Genomic DNA, 15,521 nt, shown 5'->3' with positions numbered 1-15,521 from the left:
GCCCCGGCACCCGCGCCGGCTGCCCCGGCCGCGCCCGCCGCGCCGCCGGCCGCTCCGGCTCCGGCCGCTCCGGCCCCCGCGCCGGCTCCGGTCCAGGCCGCGGCACCCGTCGCTCCCCCGGCACCCGCGCCGGCGGCTCCGGCCGCTGCCGCGACTGCCGCGGGCTCTGCCGCGACGTCCGGTGACGAGGGCGCCTACGTCACCCCGCTGGTGCGCAAGCTCGCCGCCGAGAACGGCGTCGACCTGGGCACCGTCAAGGGCACCGGCGTCGGCGGCCGTATCCGCAAGCAGGACGTCCTCGCCGCCGCCGAGGCCGCGAAGGCCGCCGCGGCCGCTCCGGCGCCCGCCGCCGCTGCCCCGGCCGCCTCGTCGGCGAAGAAGACCCCCGTCCTGGAGGTCTCCCCGCTGCGTGGCCAGACCATCAAGATGCCCCGCATCCGCAAGGTCATCGGCGACAACATGGTCAAGGCGCTGCACGAGCAGGCGCAGCTGTCCTCGGTCGTCGAGGTGGACATCACCCGTCTGATGAGGCTCCGCGCGCAGGCGAAGGACTCCTTCGCGGCCCGCGAGGGCGTCAAGCTCTCCCCGATGCCGTTCTTCGTGAAGGCGGCGGCCCAGGCGCTGAAGGCCCACCCGGTCATCAACGCCCGGATCAACGTGGACGAGGGCACGATCTCCTACTTCGACACCGAGAGCGTCGGTATCGCGGTGGACTCCGAGAAGGGCCTGATGACCCCGGTCATCAAGCACGCGGGCGACCTCAACATCGCCGGTATCGCCAAGGCCACGGCCGAGCTCGCGGGCAAGGTCCGGGCGAACAAGATCACCCCGGACGAGCTGTCCGGCGCGACCTTCACCATCTCCAACACCGGCTCGCGCGGCGCGCTCTTCGACACGATCATCGTGCCGCCGAACCAGGTCGCGATCCTGGGCATCGGTGCGACGGTCAAGCGCCCGGCGGTCATCGAGACGGAGGAGGGCACGGTCATCGCCGTACGCGACATGACGTACCTGACCCTGTCCTACGACCACCGTCTGGTCGACGGCGCCGACGCGGCCCGTTACCTGACGGCCGTCAAGGCGATCCTGGAGGCGGGCGAGTTCGAGGTCGAGCTCGGCCTCTGAGCCCCTGGGCAGTACGCGCGGTGCCCCGTCCGGAGTCCTCCGGACGGGGCACCGTCGTTTCCCGTGGAGCGCTGTGCCGTCAGCCGGCGCGGGACGTCGTACCCGGCGTTCCGGACAGTCCCGGAAGATGGCGGTTTGTCCGCGCTGTGGCGTGCGCCCGGTCCGGTCTGTAACGCTCGTCTCACGTACGTCCGCACTCGCCCCTGGAACGCCTCCGGACAGGGACGCGGCCGTATTGTCTGTAGGTCAACGCCCCTGGGGCCGAAGCCCCTCCCTCAAGGAGCCCTCATGACCGCGCCCGTCGTCCACTCGCTGCGCGAGCAGATCCGCGAGCACATCGTGGAGGGGATCGTCAGCGGGCGCTGGAAGCCGGGCGAGCGGATCGTCGAGCGACGGATCGCGACGGAGCTGGAGGTCAGCCAGACCCCCGTACGGGAGGCGCTGCGCGAGCTGGAGTCGCTGCGGCTGATCGAGTCGGCCCCCAACAAGGGCGTACGCGTACGGAATCTCACCGCCGCCGACCTGGAGGAGAGCTACCCCGTCCGGGCCGGCCTGGAGGCCATCGCGGCGGAGCTGGCGGCGGCGAAGCTGGCGGACGACTGCTCGGCCCTCGAACCGCATGTCGCCGCCCTGTACGAGGCCGACCGCGCGTCGGACGGAACCGGCCAGGTCCGGCACACGGTGGGGTTCCACCGGGAGATGGTGCGGGCGGCCGGGAACTCCGTACTGCTTCACACCTGGGAGGGGCTGGGCATCGAGGTGTTCACGGCGCTGTCGATCCGCTGGCTGGGGACGGTCCAGCAGTCGTACGCGGAGGAGCACGAGGAGCTGGTCGCCGCGTTCCGCCGCCGGGATCCACGGATCGCCGAGCTGGTGAAGGCGCATGTGCTGGGGTGCGCGCCGCGCCCCTGACACAGCCGCGCGGCCAGTGCCGACGCAAGCGAGCCCACACCCGCTCACCTGCGAGAACATCCGAACCCCGCGGCACCCGGTGCCCGTCCGAAAGGCACCCCGTGCCTACTTTCTCGCGATCAAGAGGTTTTGCCTCTCAACCCTTTGATCGATCATCGATCAGCGAGTTAGAGTCGCCGACGGGCTCAACGGCGGAGTCGCGAACTCGGCACCGCCAAGGGCCTAAGCCCTGTCCTGCCAAAGACCAAGGGCACCCCCGAACCCTTACCGACGAGGGAACCCCCTTCGACTGAGGAAGGCGGCGACATGACCGACCCCAAGGCCATCCAGCCGAGCGAGCTCGACCAGCTCCCTGACCGCGACCCCGAAGAGACCGCCGAATGGCAGGCCTCGCTGGACGCCGTCACCAAGGCGGCCGGGCCGCACCGTGCCGCGTATCTGATGCGCCGCACGCTGGAGCGCGCCGAGGGCAACGGCATCGCGCTGCCCAAGCTTCTGGAGACGGACTACGTCAACACCATCCCCACCGCCGCCGAGCCCTCCGTGGACGGCGACGAGGCGATGGAGCACCGGATCGCCGCCTGGAACCGATGGAACGCGGCGGCCATGGTGACCCGGGGCAGCAAACACGGCGTGGGCGGCCACATCGCCACCTTCGCCTCGGCCGCCTGGCTCTACGAGACCGGCTTCAACCACTTCTTCAAGGGCAAGGAGTCCCAGGAGTCTCCTGGTTCCGGTGACCAGCTGTACATCCAGGGCCACGCCTCCCCCGGTATCTACGCCCGCGCCTTCCTCGACGGCCGGCTGACCGAGGCCCACCTGGACAACTTCCGGCAGGAGGCGGGCGGCAACGGCCTCCCGTCATACCCGCATCCGCGGCGGCTGCCCTGGCTGTGGGAGTTCCCGACGGTGTCGATGGGCCTGGGCCCGCTGTCGGCGATCTACCAGGCCCGCTTCAACCGGTACCTCACCAACCGCAGCATCAAGGACGTCTCCGCGTCCCACGTCTGGGCGTTCCTCGGCGACGGCGAGATGGACGAGCCCGAGTCGACGGCGGCCCTCGCGCTCGCCGCCCGTGAGGGCCTGGACAACCTCACCTTCGTCATCAACTGCAACCTCCAGCGCCTCGACGGCCCGGTCCGCGCGAACTTCAAGATCGTGCAGGAGCTGGAGGCACAGTTCCGCGGCGCGGGCTGGAACGTCGTCAAGACCCTCTGGGGTACGGCGTGGGACGAGCTGTTCCGGCTCGACACCACGGGCGCGCTCGTGCGCCGCCTGCGCGAGGTACCGGACGCCCAGGTGCAGACGTACCAGACGCGCGACGCGGCCTACATCCGTGCCGACTTCTTCGGCAAGGACCCGGTGCTCGCCGAGATGGCGAAGCTGCTGAGCGACGACAGGATCCTGGAGTGCTTCCACCTCTCGCGCGGTGGGCACGAGTCGCGCAAGGTGTACGCGGCCTACCGGGCGGCGCTCGCTCACAAGGGCGGGCCGACGGTGATCCTGGCCCAGACGGTCAAGGGCTTCACCCTGGGCGAGGGCTTCGCGTCGAAGAACGCCAACCACCAGATGAAGAAACTGACGGTGGACGAGTTCAGGCAGATGCGTGATCTGCTCGAACTCCCCATCTCCGACGCGCAGTTCGTGGACGGTGTGGTGCCCTACGGCCACCCCGGCGCCGACTCGCCCGAGGTCCGCTACCTCCAGGAGCGGCGCGCGGCCCTCGGCGGCCCGGCTCCGGCCCGCCGTACGCACGCGCTCGCCCCCCTCCCCGCTCCGGCGGAGAAGACGTTCACGTCGTTCGACAAGGGCTCCGGCTCGCAGAACGTGGCGACGACGATGGCCTTCGTACGCCTGGTCAAGGACCTGGTCCGCGACAAGGAGACGGGCCGTCGCTGGGTGCCGATCGTGCCGGACGAGGCACGCACCTTCGGCATGGAGTCACTGTTCCCGTCCCTCGGGATCTACTCCCCCAAGGGCCAGACCTACGAGCCGGTCGACCGCGACCAGCTGATGTACTACAAGGAGGCCAAGGACGGCCAGATCCTCAACGAGGGGATCACCGAGGCCGGTTCCATGGCGGACTTCATCGCCGCGTCGACGTCGTACGCGACGCACGGCGAAGCGATGATCCCGTTCTACATCTTCTACTCGATGTTCGGCTGGCAGCGCACTGCCGACCAGATGTGGCAGCTCGGCGACCAGCTCGGCCGCGGCTTCCTGATCGGCGCGACGGCCGGCCGTACGACGCTGACCGGCGAGGGCCTGCAGCACGCGGACGGCCACTCTCCGGTGATCGCCGCGACGAACCCCGCCGCGCTGACGTACGACCCGGCCTTCGCGTACGAGGTGGCGGTGATCGTCAAGGACGGGCTGCGCCGCATGTACGGCGAGACGGCGCCCGGCGAGGACCCGAACGTCTTCTACTACCTGACCGTCTACAACGAGCCGATCCCGCAGCCCGCGAAGCCGTCGGGCCCGGGCGGCGGCACGAGCGTCGACGAGGGCATCGTCAAGGGCCTGTACCGCTTCAACACGGCGGAGTCGGCGGGACTTTCAGCGCTTGCCAACGCGCCGCGCATCCAGCTGCTCGGCTCCGGTACGGCGATCCACTGGGCCCTGGAGGCGCAGCGGCTGCTCGCGGAGGAGTGGGGCGTGGCGGCGGACGTGTGGTCGGCGACGTCCTGGACCGAGCTGCGGCGGGACGCGCTGGACGCGGATGCGGCGCTGCTGCGGGGCGAGGAGCGGGTGCCGTATGTGCGGCAGGCGCTGCAGGGGGCCGAGGGGCCGGTGCTGGCGGTGTCCGACTACATGCGTCAGGTGCCGGACCAGATCGCGCAGTGGGTCGAGCAGGACTACTCGTCACTGGGCGCGGACGGATTCGGGCTGTCGGACACCCGGGAGGCGGCGCGGCGTCACTTCGGTGTGGACGCCCAGTCGATCGTCGTGGCGGCGTTGGCGCAGTTGGCGCGGCGCGGGGAAGTGAAGGCCACGGCGGTCAAGGAGGCGCGGGGGCGGTACGGGTTGTAGGGGGCGTTCACCCGCCTGCCCGCCCGTTGTCAGTCCCTCTGCCGGGCGCCCTCGAACCACTCGACGGCGCCCGGCTGGGTCCGTTTGCCAGGCGGCCTCGGACTTCTCGGTGCCGGGCGGCGTTTCCACCACACGCAGGGGCGCCGGGGCGGAACTCCTTGTCGTCCTGCCCCGGCATCATGAACCCATGCGTGCTGCCCGCCTCATCAGAATGGTGCTGCTGCTCCAGTCCCGGCCCTCCATGACCGGCGCCGAGCTGGCCCGGGAACTGGAGGTGTCCGAGCGCACCGTGACCCGGGACGCTCAGGCGCTGTCCGAGGCGGGCGTGCCCGTGTACGCCGACCGGGGGCGGGCCGGTGGATACCGGCTGATCGGCGGCTACCGGACCCGGCTCACCGGACTGGCCCGCGGCGAGGCCGAGGCCCTGTTCCTGAGCGGGGTGCCGGGCGCCCTGCGTGAGATGGGCCTGGAGGACACCGCCTCGGCGGCCCGCCTCAAGGTGTCCGCCGCTCTGCTCCCCTCTCTCCGCGACGCCCCCCGGACAGCCGCCCAGCGGTTCCATCTGGACGCGCCCGCCTGGTTCAGCGAGCCCCCGACACCCGAGCTGCTGCCCGCCGTCGCGGACGCGGTGTGGGACGACCGGCCCGCCCTGGCCCGTTACCGGCGCGGGGACACCTACGTGGAACGCACGCTGGAGCCGTACGGGCTCGTCCTCAAGGCGGGCGTCTGGTACCTGTGCGCCCGGGTACCGGAACACACCGGGCCTGAGCCCTTTCGGGTGTACCGCGTCGACCGGTTCACCTCCGTCCAGGTCTCCGGCGAACGCTTTCCCAGGGACGAGGCCTTCGACCTCCCGGCCTTCTGGGAGAAGCGGGCCGAGCAGTTCGCGCGGTCGATCCTGCGCGCGGAGGTCGTCGTACGGCTCTCGGCGGAGGGGGTGCGCAGACTGCCGTACACCGTCGACCCCGTGTCCGCCCGGGACGCGTTGTCGTCCGGTGGCGACCCGGACGAGCAGGGGCGGGTCACCGTGACGCTCGCCGTGGAGTCGGCGGAGGTCGCCCATACGCAGCTGACGGCGCTCGGCCCGGAGGCGGAGGTGCTGGCGCCGGCCGACCTGCGGGCGCGGTTCGCGCGGGACGCGCGGCGGCTGGGGGCGCTGTACGCCCCATGACCGCGCGAACCCCATGACCACGCGAACCCCGTGATGGCGCGAACCCCGTGATGGCGCGAACCCCGTGAGTCTGTGCACCCGATGGGTCTGTACACCCCATCACATTCCGCGCACCTCCACGTGCGCGCCTCTCCTCCAGGCCCGATGCTGGACCCGTGATGGACGAGACGGAGTTCTGGGAGCTGGTGGACGCGACCCGCGAGGCCGCCGAGGGTGACCCCGAGGACCAGGCCGACCTGCTGGTCGAGCGGCTGCTGCAGCTCGACCCGGAATCGGTCCTCGACTTCGCCCGGCACTTCGAGTCCCGCTACAACCGTGCCTACCGCTGGGACCTGTGGGGCGCCGCCCGGGTGCTGCTCGACGGGGCCGGGGAGGACGCCTTCGACTTCTTCCGGTGCTGGCTGATCGGCCAGGGCCGTGAGGTCTTCGAGGGTGCGCTGCACGGCGACCCTGACTCGCTCGCCGACCTCCTGGACGACTTCGACGACGAGATCGACGGGGACGGTGAGGAGCTGGGCTACGCGGCCGACGAGGCCTACGAGCAGCTCACCGGCATCGCCGCCCCGGACCTGGGTATCCCGCCCGCGCCCGCGGAGCCCGAGGGCACGCCGCTCGCCCTGGAGGACGAAGGGGCGCTCGCCGACCGGTATCCCAAGCTGTGGCAGCGGTTCAAGGGCGCCTGACGGCCCTGCGGCTTCTGCCTCTCAGGCGGCCGTGCGGCGGCGGGTGAGGTCGGACGGGATGTACGCCTGCTGCTGCGTGTGGTCGGCCCGTACCGCGTGGTGCATGGGGGCGGCGTTGGCCTGGTCGAGGGCGGACGCCGTGACCGCCGCCGGGCCCAGGACGACCGTCGCCACCGCGCAGAGCACGGTCCACGGGTTCCGCGCGGCCCCGGCCCAGCCACCGGAAGACCTCTTGCCGCCGGCCCGCTCCGCCGGGTTCGTACGACTGCTGCTGCTCATGATCCCCACCTCCAGTCAGTGCGTACGACGAAGGTAGGACGCGGAGTTGGGGCGCCGCCTTGAACGCGCTGTGCCGTACCTGTGAACGGCTTTCGGCTCAGCGGCGGCCCTGGAGGCGGGCCGCCGTCTGTCTGATCGCCGGGAGGCGGGCCGTGAGGGCGGCGCCGGGGCAGCTCGTCATGTAGCCGTCGGTGTGGGCCGCCAGGGCGGGCAGGGTGACGGTGGTGCCGGACGCGAAGCGGCTGAGGTCGTTGCTGGAGACCAGGGGTACGCGGGTGCGCGGGTCGGTGCCCGAGAGGCCGAGTTTCCACGCGGTGAGGGCGGCGATCGCGTCGGTCATGGCCTGCGGCACGGTCACGCCCGCGGTGAAGGTGCCGAGGGCGGCGATACCGGTGGTGCGGTGGTTGAAACCCTGGGTGTGAGCGCCGGTGACGGGGCGCTCGACACCGCCCGCGCGGCCTTCGTAGATGGTGCCGCAGCGGTCGACGACGAAGTTGTAGCCGATGTCGTCCCAGTCGCGGGAGCCGGTCTGGCCCGCGTACAGGTAGCGGATGATGCGGGGCGCGTCGGCGCAGTCGTAGCCGTTGGGCGAGTCGGTGTGATGGAGGAAGACGGCGACGACCCGGTCGTCGTAGCGCGGCGGCGGCTGACTGCGTTCGGCGTCCGCGATCCAGGCGGTACGGGGCACGATGCGCGGCTTGGCGGCCGGGTGGGCGACCGTGGGGCGGGCGACGGGGTGTGCCTGGCGCGAGGTCGTACGGTCGACGCCGACCGCGCACAGGACCAGTCCGGCGGCGGCGGCGAGTCCGGGCAGGCAGGCGAGCACCGCGCGGGCGGCGCCCGGCACGCGGAGGACACGCGAGTCACCCATGGACCCCATGGGCCCACTGTGGGCCGGTTCCGTTCCGCCCGCGATGTGTGGTGTGCCACTTGGTGGAACCAACGTCCCGGTCCGGGACGTTTTTACAGGTCCAGGCCCTGGATGCGCGCGTGTGACCGACCGTCGACTGATCACCGCGCCCGTTCCGCGCGTACTACCGCATGTAAACCGCATGTACGGGGGACCAAGGGGTCCAGAGGGAAGGCGGTCGGAGTGGACCTGCTCGACATCCTGCTGTTGCTGGTGATCCTCGGCTATGCGGCGTCCGGTTACCGGCGCGGCCTGGTGGCGGGTTGTGTCTCCCTGGCCGGGTTCGTGGGCGGCGCCGTCATCGGGGTGTGGGTGCTGCCGTGGATCATGGAGCTGGTGGAGGCGGGGACGCCGGCGGCGACGGTTACCGCCGTGCTCACGGTGCTGGTGCCGGCCGTGGTGGGCCACGAGCTGATGGGCAGGTTCGCGCTGAAGCTGCGCCGCGAGCTGGACCGCGGGCCGCTCCGGGTCGCGGACGGGGTCGGCGGGGCCGCGGCCAACGCGGTCGCCGTGCTGTTGGTGGCCTGGGTGGCCGCGAGCGTCCTGGGGGCCTCCTCCTCACCGGTGGTCACGACGGCGATCCGGGACTCGGCGCTGCTGGGCGCGGTGCAGAACGCGATGCCGGAGACCACCCCGACCTGGTTCTCGCGGGCCACGTCCGCGCTCACCCAGGCGGGCTTCCCGCAGGTCTTCAACCCCTTCGAGAACGAACCGGCGACGAGTGTCGCCAAGCCCACCGGGGACAGTGTCACGGCTAGCGCGACGAACGCGGCGAAGCTGAGCACGGTCAAGGTCGAGGGCGTCGCGGGCACCCAGGGCCGCGAGGGCAGCGGTTTCGTGTACGCGTCCCGGCATGTGATGACCAACGCCCACGTGGTGGCGGGCATCGACGACCCGACCGTCCGGGTCGGTGGCGTCGGGAAGGCGTACGAGGCGCGGGTGGTGCTCTTCGACCCCGAGAAGGACGTGGCCGTGCTGTATGTGCCCGAGCTGCGCGCACCCGTTCTGCTGTTCGATGACAGCGCGAAGCGGGGCGACTCGGCGGTGGTCGCGGGTTATCCGGAGGACGGCGACCTGAATCTGCAGGCCGCCACGGTCGCCGACAAGGTGCGGGCGAGGGGCCAGAACATCTACAACAGCGAGATGGTGACCCGCGAGATCTACTCGATCCGCTCGACCGTCCGCCCCGGCAACTCCGGCGGCCCGCTCCTCACCACCGACGGCAAGGTGTTCGGCGTGGTCTTCGCCCGCTCCACGTCCGACGCGGAGACGGGCTACGTCCTGACGGTGGACGAGGTCTCCGGCGACGCAGCACGCGCGGCGACGGCGACGGCGGCGGTGGACACGGGCGACCTGGTCACCTCGTAGGCACCCTGGTGGCTACAGCGACCGGCCCATGAGTACGTCGTCCACGAACTCCCCGTCCAGCAGGAACTCCCTGGGCTGTATGCCCTCGACGACGAAGCCCTCCGACTCGTACAGCCTGCGGGCCGGGGTGTTGTGCCCGAGGACGCGCAGCGAGAGGCGCAGGGCGCCCCGTCGCCGGGCCTCGGCCACAGCGGCCCGGATCAGCAGCCGTCCGACGCCCCGGCCCCGGGCCTCGTCGGAGACGGCGAGCCCCTGGATCTGGCGTACGTGCGCGTTCGACGCCAGCGGGGTGGGCCGGCCGAGCTTGGCATAGCCCACGATCCGGCCGTCCCCGGCCACGGCGACCAGGTGGTCGCCCGGGTCGGAACTTTCGTGGAAGAACGGTGTGTAGGGCGGTCTGGCCCGGGGTGTGACGGCGTGCAGCGTGGACCAGGTGGCGCGGTCGAGTCTGCCGAGGGCATCGCCGTCGTCGTGCAGGGCGAGGCGCACGAACGCCTCGTGGCTCTCGTACACGTCGTGCGGCTGGTGCGGCTGCTGCGGTTCCGGCGACATGGGAATCACTGTAGGGCGGGGGTACGACAACGGGTTTGGGGCCGGTGGCGCAGGATGGGGCCATGGAACGCTCGCGAATCGCGGTGGCCGGTGCGTCCGGTCTCATCGGTACGGCCCTGGTGCGGTCCCTGACCGCCGACGGGCACGAAGTGCGCCGTCTGGTACGGCATGCGCCCCGGGCGAAGGACGAGGTCCGCTGGGACCCCGAGGGGCAGACGGTCGACGCGGCCGGCCTCGTGGGCTGCAACGCCGTGGTGAACCTGGCCGGGGCGGGTGTCGGGAACCGGCGCTGGACGGACGCGTACAAGCGGTCGATCCGTGACAGCCGTGTCCTGGGCACGGCGACGCTCGCCGAGGCCGTCGCCTCGCTGGACGAGCCGCCGCGGGTCTTCGTGAACGGCAGCGCGATGGGCTACTACGGGGAGACCGGCGAACGGGCCGTGGACGAGGACACCCCCGCGGGGGACGGTTTCCTGCCGTCGGTGTGCGTGGAGTGGGAGGGTGCCGCGGGCGCCGCCCAGGAGGCCGGCGTACGGACGGTCTTCGCGCGGACCGGGCTGGTGGTGGCGCGCGGGGGCGGGGCCTGGGCAAAGCTGTTCCCGCTGTTCAGGGCGGGCCTGGGCGGGCGGATGGGCGACGGTTCCCAGTACTGGTCGTTCATCGCCCTGCACGACGAGGTGGCGGCGATCCGGCATCTCATGGACACCGACGGGCTGTCCGGGCCGTTCAACCTGACGGCACCGCAGCCGCTCACCAACCGGGAGATCACGGTGGCGATGGGGCGGGTGCTGCGCCGGCCGACACTCTTCACGGTGCCCGCGCCCGTGCTGCGGCTGGTGCTGGGCGAGATGTCCGGTGACGTGCTCGGCAGCGCGCGGGTGCTGCCGAAGCGGCTGCTGGAGTCCGGGTTCACGTTCGCGTTCCCGGAGATCGACGACGCGATCCGGGCGGCGCTCGCCTGATCCCTCTCCGCGCCCCGGACCCGGCCCCCGGCTGACCGAGTCCGACCGCATGCGACCGGTGTGCGACCGTGCCCTGTTCATGCGCGACTTCCGCCTGCCGCCGGCCGCCCTACTCTCGATCCGAACTCGCTTATCCCGTCAGCCTGTTGGGGCAAAGGCGCCCCGGCCGGCCGCGTCACCGCGATCGAGGGAGGGCACGTGCTTGAGCCCGCGTACCAGGCGGACGTCGTCATCGTGGGAGCCGGGGTCGCCGGACTCGCGGCGGCCCATCGGCTGACCAGCGCAGGAGTAACGACCGCGGTCCTGGAAGCCGCCCCTTACGTCGGCGGCCGGATGGCGACCGAGAAGGTCGACGGTTTCCGGCTCGACCGGATCGGGCAGCTGCTGTCCACGTCGTATCCCGAGCTGCGGCTGACCCCTGGCCTCGACGCACTCGTCCTGCGTCCGTTCGCACCGGGTGTCCTGGTGCACAGCGACGGACGCCGGCACCGCGCGGGCGCCCCGCTGGGCGGTGGGGGCGCACGGGGCGCACTCGGTGCCGTGCGCGCCCTGGCAAGCTCCCCCAGGCCGGCCAGGACGGCCAGGTCCCCCCGGCTGACGGCCTCGGTGGGGGCGCGCACCGGCGCACCTCTCGCCGGGGCAGTGGGCGAGGCGGTCGACCAGGCCCGGCTCGGCGCAGCGCTGGGCCGGCTCGCGGGTGTCCCCGTGGAACGGCTGCTGGCCCGCCCCGAGTTGCCGGCCGCCCGCGCCCTGGCCAACCGCGGCCTGCCCGCACGTACGATCGAGGGCTTCCTGCGCCCGCTGCTCGCCGCGCTGCTCTGCGACCCCGAGCTGACCACGTCGAGCCGGTGCGCGGATCTCGCGCTGCGGGCGTTCGCGGGTGGCCGGCTGTGTGTTCCGGAGGGCGGCGCGGAGTCCCTGCCGGAGCTGCTGGCGCGGGCGCTGCCGCCCGGCACGGTGCACACCGGGGTCCGGGTCACGTCCATCGCCACGAACCTCGTGACCACCGCCGACCACGGCGAACTGCGCTGCCGGGCCGTCCTGGTGGCGACCGACGCCCGCGCCGCCGCCGGTCTGCTGCCGGGCCTGCGCGTACCCGGCTTCCATCCGGTGACCGTCGTCCACCACACGGCCGACGAGGCGCCCGCGACCGGCGCGTTCCTGCTCCTGGACGCGGATCGCCGGGGCCCGGTCGCGCACACGGCGGTGGTCAGCCGCGTGGACCCGTCCCGCTCCCCCGCCGACCGCCCGCTGATCTCGTCGACGGTGCTGGGCACCCCTCCGCGGGACGTGGACGCGGCCGTACGCACGCATCTGTCCCGCCTGTACGGGCTGTCCACCGCGCGCTGGGAGACGCTGGCCGTGCACCACACCGCGGAGGCGGTGCCTGCGATGCGCCCACCGCACGACCTGCGCCGCCCGGTACGGCTGCTGGCGGGCCTGTACGTGTGCGGGGACCACCGTGACACGAGCACCGTCCAGGGCGCCCTGCACTCCGGCCACCGGGCCGCGACCGCGATCCTGACGGACCTGGGCGCGGGCCCGATGCACATGGCGGAGCCAGTGCGGACGACGGCCACGACAGCGACGGCGGAAGCGAGCGAGGAGGCCGCCGCCGCGTGAACGGGCCCACACCGCCCGACCAACCGCGAGCCAGAACCGTCCAGAACACCCCACACCCCGGCCACCGCACCACGCTGGCGATCCCAACGGACCCGATCCACAGCCACGACAGCGACGGCGGACGCGAGCGAGGAGGCCGCCGCCGCGTGGGCTAGCCGAGCGCCGCGACCTTGTCGCGGTACCCCCTGACCGGTGCCGCGTCCCTGTACGGTTCCAGGCGCCGCTCGAAGTCCCGTACGTACTCCAGCGCCCGCACCGAGCGCATCTCCGTCGCCGCGCCGGCCGCCTCGGCGCCCAGCTGGCAGGCCTGGTCGAGTTCGCCGAGGCCCAGCCGGGCCGAGGCGAGCACGACGCGGCAGAAGAGGCGGCTGCGGGCGAAGGCGGGGGCGCGCAGCTGGAGCGAGCGTTCCGCGTGCTGGGCGGCTGCACGGAACTGCTGGAGATCGCGGTGACAGTGCCCGAACTCGTCGGCGAGCTGCGCCTCGTCGAAGAACCGCGCCCAGTGCGGGACCTCGTCGCCGGGCCGGGCCGCTTCGAGGGCGCGTTCGGCCCGTACGAGCGAGGCGGTGCAGGCCCGGACCTCGCCCAGCACCCCGTGGGCGCGCGCCTCGCACGCGTGCAGCAGCGACTGCACGACGGGAGGCGCGGCGGTGCCGACGCCCTGCTGGGCCACCCGCGCGAGCTGCACGGCCTCCCGTCCGTGCCCGAGGTAGACGGCCTGCCGGCTCATGGTGGCCAGCACGTACGAGCCGTACGCCCGGTCCGCCGCCGCCTGCGCGAGCCGCAGCGCCTGCACGAAGTAGCGCTGGGCGAGGCCGTGCGCGGCGATGTCGTACGACGTCCAGCCCGCGAGCCGGGTGAGGTCGGACGCCGCCGCGAACAGGCGGCGGCCCGTCTGCTCGCCGTACGTGCCGCGCAGCATGGGCTCGGCCTCGTGTTCCAGGTAGCGGACGAGGGCCTGCCGGGCGTGGCCGCCCCCGTAGGCGTCGTCGAGGGTGCGGAACAGCTCGCCGACCGAGCGGAGCGCCGCGATGTCACCTCCGGTGACCTTCTGCCCGGGGCCGCGCTCGGCCTGCCCGCGCTGCCGGGGCACGGCAGGCCGCCCCTGCACGGGCACCCGGACGGCGGCGGGCTGGTCACCGCGCCCGACCCGCTCGTCGGGACGCCCGATAAGCCAGTCCCGGCTGGGTACGACGAGCCCCGCCGGAGTGAAGGCGATCTTGCGCAGCTCGGCGTGGCTGCCGGAGTCCTTGCGCCACAGCCCGCCGACGATGTCGACGGCCTCCTCGGGGGTGGCCGCGAACTCCAGCCCCGCGTAGACGGGCGCGCAGGCGTCGAGCCCGAGGTCCTGGGCGGTGAGGCGACGCCCGAGGCGCCGGGTGAACACCTCGGCGATGAGGGCGGGGGTGGTGCCGCGGGGCTGCTGTCCGCGCAGCCAGCGGGTCACCGATGTCTTGTCGTATCTGAGATCAAGTCCGTGTTCGAGGCCGAGCTGATCCACCCGGCGGGCCAGACCTGCGTTGGAGAATCCCGCTTCTGCGATGAGCGCGGCGAGCTGTCGGTTGGGAGTGCGCTGCGCGGGTCGTTCCGTCATCTGCGGTGCGGTCTCCTGCCTTCGGGCCCTCTGGGGTGCCCGGATTGCTGGTGAGCAGCCCTATTTGGCCTCGTGAACGGCGCGAATGTAGCGGAGCGTAAGCGGCCGATCGCACATTTCGCCGCACATTCATCCGATCGTGTGAGGATTGGGCGCCGGACTGACGGGCATCGGCCGGACGTACAGTGGCTTGGGCGCGTCATGTGCCTGACGCGCAGCTGCCGAGCCAGCCGCTGAAACAGCCAGGGAGGCGCCCCCGTGAGTGGTGAGTTGCGGTTCGTCCGGATGGGATTCGGTGCCGACGGCGTCGAGTACGTCGACTACCAGGTGGCCTGGGACGAGCAGCGCCGGGTGCACGCGGCCCGTTTCGCGGACGAGATCCCCGACACCTGCCTGCTCCTCGAACACCCCCCGGTCTACACGGCCGGCCGGCGCACCGACCCGAGCGAGCGCCCTCTCGACGGCACTCCGGTCATCGATGTGGACCGCGGCGGCAAGATCACCTGGCACGGCCCTGGCCAGCTGGTGGGTTACCCCATCCAGAAGCTGCCGCGTCCGGTGGACGTCGTGGCGCATGTACGGCGGCTGGAGGAGGCCCTGATCCGGACCTGCGCCGACTTCGGGGTGGAGACCTCCCGGGTGGAGGGGCGCAGCGGGGTGTGGGTGCTGGGTGACCCGGTCGAGCAGCGGACCGCCGCGCTCGGTGGCCTGTCGCTGGACCTGGATCCCCGGCTGCAGGACGAGGAGTTCGATCCGCGGCTCAACGGGCCCGAGTACGCGCCGTCCAACGCCGGGCAGCGCCGGGAGGACCGCAAGCTCGCGGCGATCGGGATCCGGGTGGCGAAGGGGGTCACGATGCACGGCTTCTCGCTGAACGTGAACCCGGACAACGTGTGGTTCGACCGGATCATTCCGTGCGGGATCCGCGACGCGGGGGTTACGTCGCTCTCGAACGAGCTGGGGCGGGATGTGACGGTGGAGGAGGTGCTGCCGGTGGCGGAGCGGCACTTGCGGGATGTGCTGGAGAACGCGGAACTGCGGGCGCGGGTGGTGGAGGGGGCGTCGGCGTAACGGGGCTCTTTCCGCCGCCGCCCCTGTCCGTCCCGTCACGTCCCGTCCTCGGGCTCTCCGCCCCTCCCCCAACTCCCCAGAGGGGACCCCCAACGGGCTGGATTTTCCCGGGCGGCGCTGACATCTCCAGAACCGCTCAGGGCATCTCCAGCGCCGCCCAGGCATCTTCGGCGCCGGCCCGCGGCTCAGCCCGTCCGGCGTTTGAGGACAAGGCCCGTTCAGGGCCGTAGGGGGTCTGGGG

At 72.4% G+C, this 15,521-nt stretch carries 13 protein-coding genes; 9 read left to right on the top strand and 4 right to left on the bottom strand.

Annotation, left to right across the window (positions count from 1 at the left end; translation table 11 throughout):
- The 5 genes from sucB to RB628_RS35800 all read left to right on the top strand — a co-directional run.
- Positions 1–1,125, top strand: a 1,125-nt coding sequence (sucB, locus tag RB628_RS35820) for a 2-oxoglutarate dehydrogenase, E2 component, dihydrolipoamide succinyltransferase (RefSeq protein ID WP_318324814.1), incomplete at its 5' end; no start/stop codon positions are given.
- Between the two features lie 288 nt (positions 1,126–1,413).
- Positions 1,414–2,037, top strand: coding sequence for a GntR family transcriptional regulator (locus RB628_RS35815; RefSeq protein WP_053742795.1), 624 nt, complete (start codon positions 1,414–1,416; stop codon positions 2,035–2,037).
- A gap of 306 nt (positions 2,038–2,343) precedes the next feature.
- Positions 2,344–5,067 carry a pyruvate dehydrogenase (acetyl-transferring), homodimeric type gene (gene aceE, locus RB628_RS35810; RefSeq protein ID WP_318324813.1) on the top strand — a complete coding sequence of 908 codons (2,724 nt, stop codon included), beginning with the start codon at positions 2,344–2,346 and terminating at the stop codon, positions 5,065–5,067.
- A gap of 187 nt (positions 5,068–5,254) precedes the next feature.
- Positions 5,255–6,238 (top strand): helix-turn-helix transcriptional regulator, encoded by a 984-nt coding sequence (locus RB628_RS35805; protein WP_318324812.1) that lies wholly within the window; start codon positions 5,255–5,257, stop codon positions 6,236–6,238.
- A 158-nt stretch (positions 6,239–6,396) separates the two neighbouring features.
- Positions 6,397–6,921 (top strand): DUF4240 domain-containing protein, encoded by a 525-nt coding sequence (locus tag RB628_RS35800; protein WP_318324816.1) that lies wholly within the window; start codon positions 6,397–6,399, stop codon positions 6,919–6,921.
- A 21-nt stretch (positions 6,922–6,942) separates the two neighbouring features.
- Here RB628_RS35800 and RB628_RS35795 read toward each other — a convergent pair whose 3' ends face one another.
- Together RB628_RS35795 and RB628_RS35790 are read right to left on the bottom strand one after the other, a co-directional pair.
- Positions 6,943–7,200, bottom strand: coding sequence for a hypothetical protein (locus RB628_RS35795; RefSeq protein ID WP_318324811.1), 258 nt, complete (start codon positions 7,198–7,200; stop codon positions 6,943–6,945).
- Between the two features lie 97 nt (positions 7,201–7,297).
- On the bottom strand, positions 7,298–8,080 hold the full coding sequence (locus RB628_RS35790) for a peptidoglycan recognition protein (protein ID WP_318324810.1): 783 nt from the start codon (positions 8,078–8,080) through the stop codon (positions 7,298–7,300).
- A gap of 213 nt (positions 8,081–8,293) precedes the next feature.
- Between RB628_RS35790 and RB628_RS35785 the strand changes: the two genes are divergently transcribed.
- Complete coding sequence (locus tag RB628_RS35785) at positions 8,294–9,478, top strand: MarP family serine protease (RefSeq protein ID WP_318324809.1); 1,185 nt, start codon at positions 8,294–8,296, stop codon at positions 9,476–9,478.
- A gap of 12 nt (positions 9,479–9,490) precedes the next feature.
- Here RB628_RS35785 and RB628_RS35780 read toward each other — a convergent pair whose 3' ends face one another.
- Positions 9,491–10,030: a GNAT family N-acetyltransferase gene (locus RB628_RS35780; protein ID WP_318324808.1), complete on the bottom strand. Its 540-nt coding sequence runs from the start codon at positions 10,028–10,030 to the stop codon at positions 9,491–9,493.
- A gap of 62 nt (positions 10,031–10,092) precedes the next feature.
- Here RB628_RS35780 and RB628_RS35775 point away from each other — a divergent pair, with 62 nt between their 5' ends.
- Both RB628_RS35775 and RB628_RS35770 read left to right on the top strand, forming a co-directional pair.
- Complete coding sequence (locus tag RB628_RS35775) at positions 10,093–10,992, top strand: TIGR01777 family oxidoreductase (RefSeq protein ID WP_318324807.1); 900 nt, start codon at positions 10,093–10,095, stop codon at positions 10,990–10,992.
- 198 nt (positions 10,993–11,190) lie between these two features.
- Entirely contained in the window at positions 11,191–12,615 is a 1,425-nt protein-coding gene (locus RB628_RS35770; protein ID WP_318324806.1) for an NAD(P)/FAD-dependent oxidoreductase, read from the top strand.
- 151 nt (positions 12,616–12,766) lie between these two features.
- Here RB628_RS35770 and RB628_RS35765 read toward each other — a convergent pair whose 3' ends face one another.
- Entirely contained in the window at positions 12,767–14,209 is a 1,443-nt protein-coding gene (locus RB628_RS35765) for a regulator (protein ID WP_318324805.1), read from the bottom strand.
- 285 nt (positions 14,210–14,494) lie between these two features.
- Between RB628_RS35765 and lipB the strand changes: the two genes are divergently transcribed.
- On the top strand, positions 14,495–15,280 hold the full coding sequence (gene lipB / locus RB628_RS35760) for a lipoyl(octanoyl) transferase LipB (protein ID WP_318324815.1): 786 nt from the start codon (positions 14,495–14,497) through the stop codon (positions 15,278–15,280).
- The last annotated feature ends 241 nt before the right edge of the window (positions 15,281–15,521 follow it).

The sequence above is a fragment of the Streptomyces sp. ADMS genome, assembly GCF_033441795.1.
Lineage (GTDB): Bacteria > Actinomycetota > Actinomycetes > Streptomycetales > Streptomycetaceae > Streptomyces.
Note: the sequence above shows the minus strand (reverse complement) of the source record. Positions and strands in the feature narration are given on the sequence as shown.

Excerpts from the sequence above, each read along its gene's own strand:
- RB628_RS35795 (WP_318324811.1), bottom strand. The coding sequence starts at position 7,200 with ATGAGCAGCAGCAGTCGTACGAACCCGGCGGAGCGGGCCGGCGGCAAG.
- aceE (WP_318324813.1), top strand. The coding sequence starts at position 2,344 with ATGACCGACCCCAAGGCCATCCAGCCGAGCGAGCTCGACCAGCTCCCT.
- RB628_RS35790 (WP_318324810.1), bottom strand. The coding sequence starts at position 8,080 with ATGGGGTCCATGGGTGACTCGCGTGTCCTCCGCGTGCCGGGCGCCGCC.
- RB628_RS35815 (WP_053742795.1), top strand. The coding sequence starts at position 1,414 with ATGACCGCGCCCGTCGTCCACTCGCTGCGCGAGCAGATCCGCGAGCAC.
- RB628_RS35775 (WP_318324807.1), top strand. The coding sequence starts at position 10,093 with ATGGAACGCTCGCGAATCGCGGTGGCCGGTGCGTCCGGTCTCATCGGT.
- lipB (WP_318324815.1), top strand. The coding sequence starts at position 14,495 with ATGGGATTCGGTGCCGACGGCGTCGAGTACGTCGACTACCAGGTGGCC.
- RB628_RS35800 (WP_318324816.1), top strand. The coding sequence starts at position 6,397 with ATGGACGAGACGGAGTTCTGGGAGCTGGTGGACGCGACCCGCGAGGCC.
- RB628_RS35765 (WP_318324805.1), bottom strand. The coding sequence starts at position 14,209 with ATGACGGAACGACCCGCGCAGCGCACTCCCAACCGACAGCTCGCCGCG.
- RB628_RS35780 (WP_318324808.1), bottom strand. The coding sequence starts at position 10,030 with ATGTCGCCGGAACCGCAGCAGCCGCACCAGCCGCACGACGTGTACGAG.
- RB628_RS35805 (WP_318324812.1), top strand. The coding sequence starts at position 5,255 with ATGCGTGCTGCCCGCCTCATCAGAATGGTGCTGCTGCTCCAGTCCCGG.